13 protein-coding genes are annotated in these 15,706 nt (G+C 52.9%); 3 read left to right on the forward strand and 10 right to left on the reverse strand.

Annotation, left to right across the window (positions count from 1 at the left end):
- Positions 1-285: 285 nt before the first annotated feature.
- Both fusA and murI read right to left on the reverse strand, forming a co-directional pair.
- Complete coding sequence (gene fusA / locus JRC49_01360) at positions 286-2,373, reverse strand: elongation factor G (GenBank protein ID QTE71502.1); 2,088 nt, start codon at positions 2,371-2,373, stop codon at positions 286-288.
- 265 nt (positions 2,374-2,638) lie between these two features.
- Positions 2,639-3,391 carry a glutamate racemase gene (gene murI / locus JRC49_01365; protein QTE71503.1) on the reverse strand — a complete coding sequence of 251 codons (753 nt, stop codon included), beginning with the start codon at positions 3,389-3,391 and terminating at the stop codon, positions 2,639-2,641.
- Between the two features lie 207 nt (positions 3,392-3,598).
- Here murI and JRC49_01370 point away from each other — a divergent pair, with 207 nt between their 5' ends.
- Together JRC49_01370 and JRC49_01375 are read left to right on the forward strand one after the other, a co-directional pair.
- The gene (locus tag JRC49_01370; protein QTE71504.1) at positions 3,599-3,811 is read left to right on the forward strand and encodes a DUF951 domain-containing protein; all 213 of its coding nucleotides are present in this window, start codon (positions 3,599-3,601) and stop codon (positions 3,809-3,811) included.
- A 122-nt stretch (positions 3,812-3,933) separates the two neighbouring features.
- Complete coding sequence (locus tag JRC49_01375) at positions 3,934-5,499, forward strand: hypothetical protein (protein QTE71505.1); 1,566 nt, start codon at positions 3,934-3,936, stop codon at positions 5,497-5,499.
- Positions 5,500-5,765: 266 nt separating this feature from the next.
- Here JRC49_01375 and nth read toward each other — a convergent pair whose 3' ends face one another.
- From nth to JRC49_01415, 8 genes are all read right to left on the reverse strand, one after another.
- On the reverse strand, positions 5,766-6,392 hold the full coding sequence (gene nth, locus JRC49_01380) for an endonuclease III (GenBank protein ID QTE71506.1): 627 nt from the start codon (positions 6,390-6,392) through the stop codon (positions 5,766-5,768).
- A gap of 10 nt (positions 6,393-6,402) precedes the next feature.
- Positions 6,403-7,095: a folate family ECF transporter S component gene (locus JRC49_01385; GenBank protein ID QTE71507.1), complete on the reverse strand. Its 693-nt coding sequence runs from the start codon at positions 7,093-7,095 to the stop codon at positions 6,403-6,405.
- 416 nt (positions 7,096-7,511) lie between these two features.
- On the reverse strand, positions 7,512-8,609 hold the full coding sequence (gene asd / locus JRC49_01390; protein ID QTE71508.1) for an aspartate-semialdehyde dehydrogenase: 1,098 nt from the start codon (positions 8,607-8,609) through the stop codon (positions 7,512-7,514).
- A gap of 146 nt (positions 8,610-8,755) precedes the next feature.
- Entirely contained in the window at positions 8,756-9,682 is a 927-nt protein-coding gene (locus JRC49_01395; protein ID QTE71509.1) for an ATP-binding cassette domain-containing protein, read from the reverse strand.
- Positions 9,679-10,764 (reverse strand): ABC transporter ATP-binding protein, encoded by a 1,086-nt coding sequence (locus JRC49_01400; protein QTE71510.1) that lies wholly within the window; start codon positions 10,762-10,764, stop codon positions 9,679-9,681. Before JRC49_01400 ends, JRC49_01395 begins: the two co-directional genes overlap by 4 nt.
- Positions 10,765-10,777: 13 nt before the next feature.
- On the reverse strand, positions 10,778-11,788 hold the full coding sequence (locus JRC49_01405) for an ABC transporter permease (protein ID QTE71511.1): 1,011 nt from the start codon (positions 11,786-11,788) through the stop codon (positions 10,778-10,780).
- A 5-nt stretch (positions 11,789-11,793) separates the two neighbouring features.
- A complete protein-coding gene (locus tag JRC49_01410; GenBank protein ID QTE71512.1) occupies positions 11,794-12,741 on the reverse strand; it encodes an ABC transporter permease in 948 nt (315 codons plus the stop codon).
- A gap of 108 nt (positions 12,742-12,849) precedes the next feature.
- The gene (locus tag JRC49_01415) at positions 12,850-14,499 is read right to left on the reverse strand and encodes a peptide ABC transporter substrate-binding protein (protein ID QTE71513.1); all 1,650 of its coding nucleotides are present in this window, start codon (positions 14,497-14,499) and stop codon (positions 12,850-12,852) included.
- A 431-nt stretch (positions 14,500-14,930) separates the two neighbouring features.
- Here JRC49_01415 and JRC49_01420 point away from each other — a divergent pair, with 431 nt between their 5' ends.
- A complete protein-coding gene (locus JRC49_01420) occupies positions 14,931-15,668 on the forward strand; it encodes a DUF308 domain-containing protein (GenBank protein QTE71514.1) in 738 nt (245 codons plus the stop codon).
- Positions 15,669-15,706: the final 38 nt, after the last annotated feature.

Here is a 15,706-nt window from a genome sequence, read left to right on the forward strand (position 1 = left end):
CCAATCCTTTCCTGGTTTTCTTTCCCCGCTGCCTTCGGGCAGCGGGGATTTTTCTTTGCTCTTTACTATTATTCATAAACATAAAAACACATCCGACCCATAGGGTCGGATATTTCACATTTGTCTTCCGATAAAATTGTCATCCTGAGCAAGCGGTACGCAGGGAGCGCAGTCGAAGGATCTCCATTTCAAAGCAACAGCGTTGCTTTGAAATATATCATTGGAATAATCCTATATAACAAAACAGCCCCGGCGTTTCCGCCGGGGACTGTGTTGTATATAGGATTATTCTTCTTCGTCGTCCTCGATCTTCGCGTTGGCAATGATCTTCTGGGCTTCAACCTGAGGCACTTCTTCATAGCGTTCAAACTTCATGGAGAAGGAGCCTCTCGCCTGCGTCATGGAGCGCAGGTCGGTAGCGTACTTGAACATTTCAGCCAGGGGCGCTTCCGCTTCCAGCTGCTGCATGCCGTTCACCTGGTTCATACCCATGATGCGGCCGCGGCGCTTGTTCATGTCGCCCATGATATCGCCCATGTACTCGTTGGGAACCAGCACGTCAACGTGCATGATCGGCTCCAGAAGCACGGGGCTCGCTTCCATACAGCCCTTCTTGTAGGCGATACGGGCAGCGGTCTTGAAAGCCATTTCAGAGGAGTCTACCGGATGGTAGGATCCGTCGTACAGCTTCGCATGCAGATGCACCATCGGATAGCCGGCCAGGACACCCTTCACGATATTCTCGCGCAGGCCCTTTTCAACGCTGGGGATGAAGTTCCGCGGAACCACACCGCCGACGACTGCATCTTCAAACTCGAAGTCTGCGTCGCTGTCAGTGATGGGGCTGAACTCGATCCACACGTCACCGAACTGTCCGTGACCGCCGGTCTGCTTCTTATGACGGCCCTGGACCTTAACGGTCTTGCGGATGGTTTCACGATACGGGATCTTGGGATCCTGCAGCACGGCGTTGGCACCGAACTTGGAAGCCAGCTTGTTCTTGATCACGTCCAGATGCATTTCGCCCTGGCCGCTCAGTTCGGTTTCAGTGGTCTCAGCATTCTTTTCAATCTTGATGGAAGGATCTTCTTCCGCCAGACGGTTCAGGCCGCTGAACACCTTATCTTCTTCACCCTGCTTCGCGGCGAATACAGCCTTGGAGATGCAGGGAGCCGGGAACTCGATTGTCGGATAGATAATCGGGTTGTTCGGGTCGCACAGCGTATCACCGGTAGAGGTGAACTGCAGCTTTGCCAGGGCGCCCAGGTCGCCGGCATGAAGCTTATCAACGTTGGTCTGCTTATTGCCCTTCAGGGTGAACACGCCGCCGGCCTTCTCGGTCTTTTCCTTGTTGGCGTTATACAGCTGCGTGGCGGAAGTCAGCATACCGGAGAAGATCCGGAACAGGCTCAGCTTTCCGACGAAGGGGTCAGCGATGGTCTTGAACACCAGGGCGGAGAAGGGTTCCTCGTCCTTGCAGACGCGCTGGATCTCTTCACCGTTCTTGGGGTTCTTACCGGTCTGGAACAGGCCTTCATGAGCAGGAGAAGGCAGATACTTGGCCATCAGGTCCAGCGTACGGGCGATACCCACGCCGGTCACGGCGGAGCAGGCCACGACGGGAACGATGCTGCCGTCCTTCATGCCCTTGCGGAAACCGGCCATGATTTCATCATAGGTCAGTTCTTCGCCTTCCAGGTACTTCATCATCAGATCGTCGTCAGCGGCGGCAGCCTGTTCGGTCAGATATTCGAAAGCTTCGTTTACTTCTGCTTCCAGCTCTGCGGGCATCGGAACTTCCAGGCTCTTCTTGTAAGCACCTTCATAGGCTTTCTTTTCCAGAACGTTCACAACGCCCCGGAAGCTTGCGCCCTGTCCGAGAGGCAGCAGGATCGGCACCACGCTGGAGCCGTACTTTTCACGAAGCTGGGTAGTCACTTTTTCAAAGTTGGCATGCTCACGGTCCATCTGGTTCACGATGAACATACGGCCAAGATTGTGAGCACCCGCATAATCCCAAGCCTTTTCGGCGCCGACGCTCAGGCCGTTCACGCCACCGACCACGATAACCGCGGTCTCGATCACGCGCAGGGGCCCCATCAGTTCGCCGATGAAATCAAAATAACCGGGTACGTCGATGACGTTGATAACCTTTCCATTCCAGGGGATAGGAGCATAGGAAGCGCTGATGGAAAAGCCGCGCTTTTTCTCCTCGGGATCAAAGTCGGAAACTGTGGTACCGTCCTCCACTTTGCCCTGACGGTCCGTCATGCCGGCAGCGAAGAGCATCGCCTCGGTCAGCGTGGTCTTGCCCTCGCTGCCATGCCCCATGAAGGCAACGTTACGAATGTTACTGGTTGCGAATTCAGCCATTGTTGTCATTCCTCCTTATTTATTTAAACGATAATCATCCCGCTTTCCGAATTCGCGAAAAGCCGGATCAATAGCTAAATGAGAGTATACCATATTCAGGTACAAAAGAAAAGGAAAAATATATTTTTCGGTCAGTTCTAAGCCAGAAAACCAATGTTGCCGCAGTCTCCGGCGGCTGATTAATCTTTTTCGCGGCCGCAGCCGCTTATTCTTAAGTCTTAAGTTTTCAGTTTTAAGTATTCATTAAATGGAAAAGGCTGCTGAATCATTCATTCAGCAGCTTTTCCATTAGTTTAATTTCCCTCTCTCCCCCGCTTGTCTGCAGCTCCACACTTCCGGGGCCTTCATCGTTCAGCAGGTTTTCCCTGTCCAGCACTCTTCTCAGTTGGCGGGCTGTACCCGCGTTTCCGTCAGTAATGGCAATCCGTTCCGGCAGCAGTTCCCGGATCATATCCTTCAGGAACACATAATGCGTGCAGCCAAGTACGACTGCGTCCACCTTTTCTGCCGGATACCGGGCAAACAGTTCTTTCAGGTATTGCAGAGCGCCATCCCTGTCATCTGCCTCCACCAGTTCCATCAATCCGGGACAAGGCACTTTCACCGCACCTTCTCCATACTGCTTCATCAGGTTTTCAAACTTCTCCTGATGCAGTGTCAGCGGCGTAGCCAGTACCAGCACACTGCCGTTCTTTCTCATCCTGGCGGCAGGCTTCAGGGCAGGTTCCATTCCAACCACAGGAATGGTCAGTTCTTCCCGCAGAACAGCCGCAGCTGCTCCTGTAGCGGTATTGCATGCAATCACCAGCGCCTTGATATGCTGCTCTGTCAGTTTATCAACCACATTCCTCACGCATCCAATAACCTCTTCAGTGCTCTTGGTTCCGTAAGGGGCATTTGCCATGTCTCCGTAATAGATAAAGCGCTCATCCGGAAGTTCGCGGACCATTTCACGCAGGGTGCTGATTCCTCCCACCCCGCTGTCCAGAACTCCGATCGGATCGCGCTTTTGATTCATGATCAATTCCTCTTTTGCTTCCCGTTTTCTTCGCGATATTTTATCAAATTCTCCGTCTTCTGTAAACCTCGGTTGAATTTTCCCCCTTCATGCGATATCATGACGAAGGATTTGATTTCTATTTATATACTTTCTTAATCCGTTCATGTATAAGTATATATAATTATGAATTATGAATTATGAATTGTGAATTAAATGGAGTTATTTATGATAGAAGAGATTTTAGTCGGCGACGTCATCACCACCCGTAAACCCCATCCCTGCGGATCCAATGAATGGACAGTTATCCGCACTGGCGCCGATATCAAAATCCGTTGCAGCGGCTGCGGCCGGATTGTCATGCTGGATCGGGAAAGCTTTCTCCGCCGCCGCAAATCCGTGCTGTCACGCGGTACAAAGCAGTCTGAATCTTGCCAATAAACTCTCCCCTATGCTATAATGCCTGTTGATATTTCGTCAGTTCTGTATTTGACTGATTAATCTCAGAGAAAGACGGTGATCCCGTGCGGAAATCGTTATTGCTCGTTCTGGTTCTTTTCCTTTTGGCCTGCTGCACATATGCTCTGGCTGACACTGAAATCACGCTGGAACCCTGTGCCGGTAAAATGTCCATTAATGAGGAAAAGTATATACTCCTGACGCCTTCCAATCTTTCCGATCATCCTGATCTGGTAAGCAGTCTCGGCATGTCCCAGGAAGATCTGCTGGCTGACTGGAAGGATCGCGGTGTACAGTTCCAGGCCTGGACCAAGAAGATGGATTCCTGTCTGGAAGTCACTGTCATCCAGGATGAAGAATCCGCCATGTATTTTGACCTGGAGCAGAAAACCCGCAAGGAACGTAACGAATATCTGAAGCTTCATAAAGGATCCGGTCGTTTTGCGCAGGACGGTTTCACCATTCTGCAGCCCGAGTGGAAAAAGCAGAAATACGGCGGAAACTTCCTCAAATTCGAATATAAGCGCACCGTAGGTGAAAAGACCTGGCGTGGTTTTGTCCGCAAAACTGTCCGCAACGGCTACACCATCATGCTGGATTATCAGACTTTTGATCGTCTCCCCCGCCGCACGGATGAGGACGCGCTGAACAAGATTGCCAATACGATTTCCTTCGAAGTCAAAGATCCCATGCAGGTAGCCCAGCAAGCCGCCCAGCAGGCTGATAACGGAGAAGATGGAACCGCTCAGTCCTTTGAAGAGATTTCCGCCCTTAAAGCCGGCATGATTAACATCTCTGTTTATCCGCCGGATCAGACCAACTCCAGCACCTTCACTGTTGAGGGAACTTCCACCCCCGGCGGTGTGGTCACCGTCGTGGGCATGCGCATTGCAAAAACAGAAGCCCACAGGTTCAATGCAGAAGTGACCTCCAAGGGAAATTTCAAAGTCAACGTTACCCTTCCGGAAGAAGGCGTCTGGAATTTCACCATCGGGCTGGAAGCCGACGGCAAAACCTATCCCTATGAAAATGTCAAGCAGACTGAATATTATGCATCGCTTCTGCCTGTCACGCTCGATACACAGTTCCCCGCTGAGCTCACCTCTGATGAGATGACCATCTCCGGCACCACCGATAAAGGTGTTACCGTTCAGTGCATCGTTCAGTGCAATGGCTCTGCCATCCTGAACAAGCAGATCAAAACCAACGGTACAGGAACCTTCAAGTTTAAGGTCTCCACTGCTGTTGAAGGCAGTTATGATTTCGTCCTGTCTTTCCAGAAGAAGGGACTCAATAACGTACGCAAGAGCTTCACAAGCACCCGTACGCTGACTGCCGCCGATAATCAGGCCCGCGCCAACACAAAGGCCATTCATCCCGCCTACAAAGCCCTGATGAACAGCATGGACAGCTATATCGGCAAAACCATGGTCTATTCCGTTCATATTGTGAATGTGACGAATAACACAGATCAGTGGGTCATCCAGGCTGCCCTGAAAAAGAACAGGGGAACCTATTCCAACTTTGTTTACTACATTGCTGACACGGATCCCGGACTGGAACCCGGTACCAAGGTAAAGGTTTACGGCGTCTTCACCGGCGGTTACCCGGTACAGTCTGAAGAAGACATCGTCACCTTCCCCGGCTTCGACTACGTCTCCTACGAATAATCCTTTCCCAAAACCAATCAACCGGCATCCGGATTCCCCGGCTGCCGGTTTTCATATTTTACATATACTTTACTATTATCACTTGGTATGAAAACTATAATATTTTAAGTCTTAAGTTTTAAGTTATTGAGGAGCCATTCGCACTTTAGTGCGATATATGGCTCCCATGCTACAGCCGTCCATTTCTGCGAGTTTGTGACGATGCAGAAATGGAATACGGCGATCGCAAAGTTTTAAGTTATGAGTTATACAAATACCGTTCTGAGTTATCGCTCAGAACGATATTTGCATAGCTCACTAAGCTCGCACTCCTCGCACAGCGGCCTTTGCGCCTTACAAAGCTTCCGTCCATGCCAGATCAACCAATGATGCGCACGTCCCCAGTTTTCTTTGGGGATCAGCTTTGTCATCTGTCTTTCCGTTTCCTCCACGGTATCGGCCTTGCACAGTCCCAGGCGGTTGCTCACCCGGAATACATGGGTGTCCACCGCAAACGCGGGAATCCCGAAAGCATTGAACATCACCACGTTGGCTGTTTTCCGGCCTACACCGGGCAGCGCTGTCAGTGCCTCCATCGTATCCGGAACCTGGCCGCCGTGCTGCTCTTTGATGATCCTGCAGGCAGCGATGATATTGCCTGCCTTGCTTTTGAATCCGCAGCTTTTCACCATAGGAAACAGTTCTTCCACCCTGGCTTCCGCCATGGCGTTCGCGTCCGGCCAGCGTTCAAACACGGCGGGAGTCACCTTGTTTACCTGCTTGTCGGTGCACTGAGCTGACAGCATAGTAGCCACAAGCATCTCATACGGATTGGAAAACACCAGCTCCGCCTTCGCTTCCGGATACATTTCCTCGAGCTTGTCGAGAATCCGTTTCTTAGTTTCCTTGTTCATGTCCTGCTCCTTATTTGGTCAGCACATAAATCACAACAGCAGCTACTCCTATGATAGTCAGAATGACCAAAGTCACAATATTCTTTTTGGTAAAATGCAGGTTTGATATATCGCTGACTTTATATCCCAGGCTCTTGAGGGGCGGAATTAACGCGCGCAGGAACAATACAAGAAGCAATGATTCAACGGGAAACAGAACCAGGTTCTTGATCATTCTCGGCAGATTGAAAATCTTATAGGTTTTCCCCAGCATCATCTGGTAATACAGATACATGATGGGAGTCTGCAGCACAATGTTGACGAAAAAGTTTGTGCAGAAGCGGGACAGGATAACCTTTGTCACAGAAATCCTTGTCCTGTAGAAGAAGAGTGCGAATACCAGCGATCCTGCTATCTCCGTAAAGATGAACAGAAAGAAGTAGGGCCCTGACGGGAACAGAAGCGCACCCAGCGTGTCCGATACCGCAGCGCCGGCAATGGCAACCACTGGTCCGAAGGTCATCGCGCCGAGGGCATTTACCAGGAATTCAATACTGATTCTGAGATCAGCCGCAATATAAATACTGACCGATTTCAGTGCAATGCGAAGCGCGATCATCAGTGCGGCGAAAATCAGTGTTTTGGTGTTCTTCAGCTCTGAAGCCGCCTGCTTCCAGTATTCCTTACTGAAGGGAGTATCAAACAGTTTGATATTATTTTGCATAGAAAAAAGCCTCCTTTCGATTCACAGAAGAAAGTTCTTGTGATTCGCAGAGGCTTTTGCTGTAAAAAGCAGCGGGATGCGCATTCTCCACCGCACGGTATTCGCCGTTTCGTTTCATGGCAACTCCCCGTCCATGAACACTTTACGCGGAAAACGCTACTCTGCCTTTACGAATCGCTCTATATTCATCTGCCGTCTCCGGCATCTGAACATTGTGATTTTACACTAACCATTGCTTCAACGCAAGCCTTCCGGCTTACTTTATCAGTAACGGTAACTGTCACATTCGTCGAAGACGAATATTTCATATGTCCCGCGGTTTCCCGCGGGACATATTTCACGTTGCGAAGCAACATTTCACATCTTAAAACGGAAAACATCTTTTCCGTTTTAAGATATTTCATTTAACTTTGTGATTACTTCTTGGCAACAATATAGCCTTTCCGGCACAGCAGTTCTGCAGTCAGCATTCCGCCGCCGGCGGCACCGCGGATGGTGTTGTGGCTCAGACACACAAACTTCCAGTCAAAGATCTTGTCTTCACGCAGGCGGCCGATGCTCACGCCAAAGCCGTTCTGGAAATCCCGGTCCAGACGGGTCTGGGGACGGGACGGATCCTCGAAGTACTGCAGGAAGGGCTTGGGGGCACTCGGCAGCTCCAGGCGCTGGGCTTCGGTCTCGAAGTTGGCCCACTTCTCCAGGATCTGCTCCTTGGTCACCTTTTTGCGGAAGTTCACGGACACAGCTGCCATATGGCCGTCGCTGCAGGCAACCCGCAGGCACTGTGCGCCGATCACGGGCTCAGCCGCATTCACGATCACCGGACCGTTGCCCTTGTCTTCCAGATGGCCCCACAGCTTCAGGGGCTCCAGCTCGCTCTTCTCATCTTCCCCGCCGATATAGGGGATCACGTTATCCACCATTTCCGGCCAGGTCTTGAAGGTCTTGCTGGCGCCGCTGATGGCCTGGTAGGTGCATACGCTCACCTGGGTGGGCTCAAACTCCAGCAGGGGGGTCAGGGCAGGCACATAGCTCTGGATGGAGCAGTTGGGCTTCACGGCGATGAAACCGTACTTGCTGCCCAGGCGCTTCCGCTGTGTTTCAATCACAGCCAGGTGATCGGCATTGATTTCCGGCACCACCATGGGCACGTCTTCAACACCGCGGCAGGCGCTGTTGTTGCTGATGATCGGGATCTCGTGCTTCGCATAGTTTTCTTCCAGCGCGCGGATCTCGTCCTTCTTCATATCCACGGCACAGAAGCAGAAGTCAACCTTCTCGCCCACTGCGTCGATATCGGACGCGTCAACAATCACCATATCCGCGGCATAGTCCGGGATCGGCCAGTCGAAGGCCCAGCGGTCACCCATTGCTTCTTTATAGGTTTTACCGGCACTGCGGGCGGAAGCCGCCAGGCAGGTCACTTTAAACCAGGGATGATCCTTCAGCAGGGTGATAAAACGCTGTCCCACCATACCGGTGGCTCCGATGATTCCAACGCGATACTGATTCATTACGGTACCCTCCATAGTAGTAAAAAACCGGGCTCGGCCCGTGATTACTGTGAATCTTATCACGGGCGTCTCTGTGTGTCAACCGTTTCAGGCTGTGGGTACAAGCGAAAAACAAGGCGCAGGCAGGTGCGTTCTTTCCCCTGTTCTTACCGCTCATTCACCCACTTGTCAAACTCCTCGTCTGTGGCCAGGACGGTATGCGTTCCGCCTACAGAATGCTCTGTTCCTTTGGCATAATCAATGCCTGAGGAAGCATAGTCATAGGCGATGGATTTCCGCCGTTTCTCCACTTCCGGATTCGGATGCGGAATGGCGGACAGCAGGGATTTGGTATACGGATGAACCGGGTTGGAGAAGATCTCCTCCTTGGTTCCCGCCTCCACAAGATATCCCAGGTGCAGTACGCCGATCCGGTCGGAGATATACTTCACCATGCTCAGGTCATGGGCGATGAACAGATAGGCACAGGAGGTCTCCTCCTGGATATCCTTCATCAGGTTCACCACCTGGGCCTGGATGGACACGTCCAGTGCGGAAATACATTCGTCAGCGATAATCAGTTTGGGGTTCATGATCAGGGCCCTGGCAATGCCGACGCGCTGCCTCTGTCCGCCGGAAAACTGATGCGGATAGCGGGATGCGTGTTCCGGAGACAGGCCGACCTTCCGCAGCATGGCGCTGATCTGTTCCGCCCTGTCTTCCCGGGATTTGTACCGGTGATGGATATCCAGGCCTTCGCCGATGATATCAGAAACCTTTTTCCTGGGATTCAGGGAGGCCATGGGGTCCTGGAAGATCATCTGCATGTTCTCCCGCAGGGTTTCCCTGGTTTTGCCTTCCAGCTTGCCGGTAATATCCATACCGTCGAAGATAATCTTTCCATCAGTAGGATTGTACAGGCGGATAATGCTGCGGCCGATGGTGGTCTTTCCGGATCCGGATTCTCCCACAAGTCCGTAGGTCTCTCCGGGATAAATCTCAAAGGATACGCCGTTGACAGCCTTAACGGTATAGCTGCGGGAAATCCTGAAGTGCTGCTTCAGGTTCTCCACTCTCAGAAGCGGTTCACTCATAGATATTTTGCCACCTCCTTCTGCGCCCGTTCAATCCGGGTCTTCAGCTCCGTGGGCATCTCAACCTTCGGGGCGTCGGGATGCAGCAGCCATGTCGCTGCAAAATGCGTACGTGACACCTGGAACATCGGCGGCTCTTCTTTCTCGTCGATTGCCATGGCAAACTGGTTCCGGGCTGCGAAAGCGTCTCCCTTCGGCTCATGCAGCAGGTTGGGCGGGCTTCCGGGGATGGAATACAGGCGTTCATCGTCCGTATCCAGGTCCGGCATGGAGGAAAGCAGGCCCCAGGTATAGGGATGCTTCGGCTCATAGAAGATCTCGTTGACGTTGCCCACTTCCACGATCTTTCCGGCGTACATCACGTTCACATAATCCGCCACCTTGGCCACGACTCCCAGGTCATGGGTGATATAAATGACGGAAAGCTTCATTTTCTTCTGGATATCCATGATCAGTTCCAGGATGCGCGCCTGGATGGTCACGTCCAGTGCCGTGGTAGGTTCGTCACAGATCAGGATGTCCGGATCCGCGCTCAGGGCGATGGCGATAACCACCCGCTGCCGCATACCGCCGGACAGTTGATGCGGATAGTTTTTGAACCGCTTTTCCGCTTCCGGAATACCGACCAGGTCCAGCAGCTCAATCGCCCGCTTCCGGGCGGCTTCTTTTTCCATATGCTTGTGCAGGAACATGCCTTCCATGATCTGTTTGCCGATGGTCATGGTAGGATCCAGGCTGGTCATGGGATCCTGGAATACCATGGCGATCCGCTGTCCGTTGATGTCCCGGCGCAGTTCCTTCCGGCTCAGTTTCAGCAGGTCTGTGGTGACCTCGTTGCCGTCCTTGTCCGTATAGGTATACAGGATTTCTCCGCTGTTGATGATGGCGTTGCTGTCCAGCAGGCCCATGGCGGCTTTCATGGTCACCGATTTGCCCGAGCCGGATTCACCCACAACAGCCACGGTTTCACCCTTGCACAGGTCCAGGCTGACGCCCCGGATGGCATGCACAATACCGGCGTTTGTTTTGAAGGAGATATCCAGATTCTTGATATCGAGGATTTTCTTCGGTGTCTCGCTCATCTGTCTCCCCTCCTCACATATCTTCCAGCTTCGGAGCCAGCGCTTCGCGCAGTCCGTCGCCGATGAAGTTGAATCCAAGCATCAGAAGGGCCAGCACAATGATCGGCGGCAGGATCTGATAAGGCAGCGTCGTGATGTTGTTGAAGCCGTCTTCAATCAGGGTACCGACAGAGCACATGGGCAGTGCAATGCCGACGCCGACAAAGCTCAGGAACGCTTCGGTAAAGATAGCCGTCGGGATGGAGAACATCACCTGGGTAATGATCGGCCCGATGGTGTTGGGCAGGATCTCCCGGAAGATGATGTGTTCGTTCCGGGCACCCAGTGTCCGGCTGGCCAGGACATATTCCTGTTCCTTGGTCTTCAGCATCTCCGCCCGGGCAATCTTGCTCATACCGATCCACTCGGTCAGCAGCAGGGCGATAATCACCAGCCAGATGCCCTTTGGCATAAAGATTGCCAGCACGGAAACAATCACCAGCCGCGGAACACTGTTGGCCACCTCGACTACCCGCTGCATGATGTTGTCTGTCATACCCCCGAAATAGCCTGATATCAGGCCGTAACTCATGCCGATGATCATATCAATGATAATGGTCACGAAGGCAATCAGCAGGGAAACCCGGGCACCGTACCAGGTGCGGGTCCACAGGTCGCGTCCCAGGTCGTCTGTGCCGAACAGGAACGTGTAGCTGCCAAAGTTACCCTCCGGTTCTTCTCCCGTGAACAGCTTATGCAATGCCGGAATCTGCGGGGCAATCCCCTTGGCCACAACGCGTTTGTTGTTCTCGTTCCGGTATTGCACGATGTCCCGGTATCCGAATTCATTCAGCGACGGTCCGATGGCGGCAAACAGGATGATCAGCAGTACAATCACAAGTCCGATCACCGCCCGGCGGTTTTTGAAGAAATGAATCGCGACGCCTTTCCAGTAGCTCTGGGAGGCGAAGTTTTTATCCGTATACAGATCCTGCCGGTCAAGCAGGGTAAAATCCTCTTTGGTGGGAGTATATGTCTTCTCCATCCTGCTCACGCCTCCTTTCCCTTGGCGGACACACGGATCCGGGGATCCAGTACGCCGTAAAGCAGGTCAACCACCAGCATGATGCCGATATACAGGGCGGAGTACAGGATGCCCAGCGCCAGCACATAGTTGTAGTCAATACCTTCTCCGGCAATCGCGTCCACCATGAGTTTGCCGATACCGTTGATGCCGTAGATCTTCTCCACTACCAGTGCGCCTGTCAGCAGATCCACAATCAGCGGAGCCAGCACTGTTACAATCGGGATCAGGGCATTCCGGAGCACGTGCTTCATCACCAGGTTCCGGCCATACATGCCCTTCGATTCGGCCAGCCGCACATAGTCGCTGTCAAACACGTCCACCATTTCGTTCCGGGTGAAACGGGCAATCGTGGACATCGTAAACAGCGAAAGCGAGACCGATGGGATAACCGAGGAGAACAGGAATCGGTTCGCGTCAAAGAAATAAGGAAAGAACGGGATCTTAAAGGAGAACGTATACTGAAGGAAAATCAGGAATACGTAGCTCGGCACGCATACGCCCAGGATTGAGAATACGGTACAGAATCCGTCCAGGAATTTCCCCCGGTTCAGTGCGGCCGTAATCCCCAGCAGCAGTCCCACCAGCGAGCCCAGCAGTACCGCTATGCCGCCGATGCGGAAGGAATTGGAGATCGCCGTGCTCAGCACCGTACTGATCGGGGCACCGTAATACAGGGAGGTTCCTTTTCCGAAATCTCCGTGCAGCACATTCCCCATATACCGGATAAACTGGGTCAGGATCGGATCATCCAGTCCCATCTCAGCCCGCTTGTTCTGGATCTGTTCAGCACTCATGCGCTCAGAGGGGAAAGGATTTCCCGGCATAATGCGCACCAGTACAAACAGCAGAAAAGTGATTATAAGCAGCGTCAGCAGGGCCATACCGATCCGCTTGAGCGTATACTTGATCATACTTTCCTCACATTGATAAACTGCAGAATAATTGCGGCTATTTTATTGCCGCGCCATAGCATAGGAAAACGGAGCGGTCAGCGTGCTGACCGCTCCGTCCGGATGCTTTTACTTCGTCGTATCCTTATAAACACGGTTCAGCGCGACGGGATGGAAATCGATTCCTTCGACGCCGGCAGTGATCAGGTTGGCGTTGGCCTTGGTGTACAGCGGGGCAATAACCGCCTCCTGCATCACGATCGTTTCAGCTTTGAACATGGCTTCCCAGCGGGCATCATAGTCAGAGATGTAAGCGCCGGTGGTGCAGTCCGCGATCAGCTGATCGAATTCAGCGTTGGACCAGAAGCCATAGTTGTTGGAGTTGTTGGTCACCCACATACCCAGGTAGGTCATGGGATCGGCGTAGTCCGGACCCCAGCGGGTCAGGGCGATGTCGTAGTTATCGTTCTGCATCTTGTCCAGGCGCTCAGCTTTGGTCATGCTCTGCAGGTTGATTTCCACGCCGGGCAGTGCGTCTTCAACGTCTTCCTTGATGGCCTGGGCAACCTTCTGCACTTCGTCGCCTTCGTTGTTGCCGTAGATCATTGTGAAGCTGAAGCTGTCCTTGCCCAGTTCGGCCTTAGCCGCTTCAAGGTATTCAGCAGCCTTCTCGGGGTTGTAGCCCACATAGTCGATGAAGGCATCCTGATTGGCGGAGAAGTCTTCGCCGGTGGTGCTGCTGGCCGCGAACTGCGGGGGCACTGCGGTATAGGTGGCCAGGGAGCCATCCATCACGTAGTTGTCAACCAGGTTCTCACGGTCGATAGCGTTGCTGATGGCCAGGCGCAGGTTGGCGTTCGCCAGCATGCCGCCTTCAGCGTTCTTTTCGGTCTGGCTGAAGGACAGGTACCACATGTAGCCGGCACCGGTCACTTTCAGGTTCTCAGCCAGGGTGGCGTCCTTCTTGGCAGCGTCAACCTGGTTGCCGGAAACCATAACGACGTCCAGCGTCTTGTTACGGAAAGCGGTCAGGGCGTTGTCGGAGGAGCCGACCACCTGGTAGTTGATACCGGCCAGCTTTACGCGGTCAGCATCCCAGTAATCGGGATTCTTCTTCACGCTCAGGTTCGCGGTGCCGGGGGTGTAGCTTTCCAGCACGAAAGCGCCGTTGCTGAGGAAGGTCTCAGGGCTGGTGCCGTAGGTGCCGTCCGCCAGGCTGTTGTAGAACTCTTCGTTAATCGGATAGAAGGTGGGGAAATACATCAAGCTCGGGAAGAAAGAAACAGGAACGTTCAGTTCCACGACAAAGGTCTTGTCGTCCGGAGCGCTGACAGCCAGGGTGGTCAGGTCAGCTTCGCTGCCGCTGATGATTTCGGCGGCACCCTTGATGTTGCCGATTTCATCCAGCATGTAGGCATATTCGCCGGCTTCCTTCGCGATCCGCCGCCAGGCGAAAACGAAGTCATTGGCCGTCACGGGCGTGCCGTTGTTCCACTTGGCGTCCCGCAGGTGGAAGGTGTAGGTCAGTCCGTCATCGCTTACGTCGAAGCTTTCAGCAAGGGCAGGTACGGCCGCGCCGTCCTTGTCCATCTGCATCAGACCGTCGATACAGTCAGCGATCACTTCAAAAGAGTCACCGTCAGTCGCCAGGTTGGTGTCCAGGGACATGACGTTCGTACCCAGCATAACGCCCAGATAGCTGGCATCGTCGGCAGAAGCCGTAACAACGCAGGCCAGGAGCATCATGATGGACAACAGGATTGCAGTCAGTTTCTTCATGATAGTTCACTCTCCTGATTAGATTATGGTTAACCTGTTTTGTATTTTAACCCTCTGCTTTGTTAAAGTAAACTAAAAAACAATTTGTAAACAATATCGTTTCACATTTTTTGCCCGGATGAAACGTTTGTCTTTCCCGTGTAAAAACCTTTGTCTTTGCCCGTTTTCTCATCCTGTGTCATATATGCCTGGAAGCTTTTTCCATACCGCAGTCGTGATTCGCAGGGAGTTCATCATGTTTAATCCCGTTGTGATTTACAGAATCTTCCACTCATTTCTTCCCTGCCTGATCCCCTTGCAGCAAATACATTCACGCGTCCGAACGCATGGATGCGCGGTAGCGCTGCGCTTTCCCCCGGCAGGATTTCCCCTGACGTTTGTGGAAATGATTTATGATATGAAATGAATATAAAAGCGGAGGAATATCTGTTATGAAGAATTTCAAGCTTTTCAGTCGTAGTAAAAAAGATCCCGATACATTGACTGCCCGTTCCATGATCCTGCCGATTCTTTTCTGCCTGGTCTGCGGTTTGCTGCTGATCTTCTTCGGCAATCTCGCCCTGCGGATCACGGCTTATGTACTGGCCGGGGTCATGATTCTCTGCGGTGTCTGGTCCGGCATTGTTTATCTTCGTTCGGATCCCGTACGGCGCATTACCGAATCCCGTCTTGCCACCGGCCTGATCCTGCTGGTTGCCGGCACGCTGCTGGCTTTCAATCCTAATTATCTGGAAGACATTCTCCCCTTCATCTGGGGCCTTGCCCTCCTCTTTGGCGCTTTCCTGAAGATCCAGTATGCTTTCGATGAGAAATCCGTCCAGGTGAAAAAATGGTGGATCATGCTCATCTTTGCCGCCTTCTCCCTGATCGTCGGCATTATTGCCCTGCTGAATCCCGCCTTCCTTGGTGAAAATCGCAACCTGGTCATCGGCATCCTGCTGGTCCTGGAAGCAATCCTGGATATCACGGTCTTCTTCCTCCTGCGTCACGCCCTGAAGAAGAGCTCCCAGCCCCTGGCTACCGTCTCCCAGACCTTCTCCCCCGATGAGCCTGTCGCCGATCCCGCTGCCAAGGAAGAGCCTGCCGATGCTCCCTCTGACGCGTCGGCTGCTCCTGCTGCCGATGCTCCTACCGATCCCGCGCCTGCCGAGCCTGAAGCCAGCGATTAATTGCATCGGCAGCGCATCGGCAACTGTACACGCTTCAC

The sequence above is a fragment of the Clostridiales bacterium FE2011 genome, assembly GCA_017569305.1.
GTDB lineage: Bacteria > Bacillota > Clostridia > Christensenellales > Aristaeellaceae > Aristaeella.

What these genes read in the sequence shown, in the direction of transcription:
- fusA (QTE71502.1), bottom strand. Translation starts at nt 2,373, where the DNA reads ATGGCTGAATTCGCAACCAGTAACATTCGTAACGTTGCCTTCATGGGG.
- murI (QTE71503.1), bottom strand. Translation starts at nt 3,391, where the DNA reads ATGAATCAAAAGCGCGATCCGATCGGAGTTCTGGACAGCGGGGTGGGA.
- JRC49_01370 (QTE71504.1), top strand. Translation starts at nt 3,599, where the DNA reads ATGATAGAAGAGATTTTAGTCGGCGACGTCATCACCACCCGTAAACCC.
- nth (QTE71506.1), bottom strand. Translation starts at nt 6,392, where the DNA reads ATGAACAAGGAAACTAAGAAACGGATTCTCGACAAGCTCGAGGAAATG.
- JRC49_01385 (QTE71507.1), bottom strand. Translation starts at nt 7,095, where the DNA reads ATGCAAAATAATATCAAACTGTTTGATACTCCCTTCAGTAAGGAATAC.
- asd (QTE71508.1), bottom strand. Translation starts at nt 8,609, where the DNA reads ATGAATCAGTATCGCGTTGGAATCATCGGAGCCACCGGTATGGTGGGA.
- JRC49_01395 (QTE71509.1), bottom strand. Translation starts at nt 9,682, where the DNA reads ATGAGTGAACCGCTTCTGAGAGTGGAGAACCTGAAGCAGCACTTCAGG.
- JRC49_01400 (QTE71510.1), bottom strand. Translation starts at nt 10,764, where the DNA reads ATGAGCGAGACACCGAAGAAAATCCTCGATATCAAGAATCTGGATATC.
- JRC49_01405 (QTE71511.1), bottom strand. Translation starts at nt 11,788, where the DNA reads ATGGAGAAGACATATACTCCCACCAAAGAGGATTTTACCCTGCTTGAC.
- JRC49_01410 (QTE71512.1), bottom strand. Translation starts at nt 12,741, where the DNA reads ATGATCAAGTATACGCTCAAGCGGATCGGTATGGCCCTGCTGACGCTG.
- JRC49_01415 (QTE71513.1), bottom strand. Translation starts at nt 14,499, where the DNA reads ATGAAGAAACTGACTGCAATCCTGTTGTCCATCATGATGCTCCTGGCC.
- JRC49_01420 (QTE71514.1), top strand. Translation starts at nt 14,931, where the DNA reads ATGAAGAATTTCAAGCTTTTCAGTCGTAGTAAAAAAGATCCCGATACA.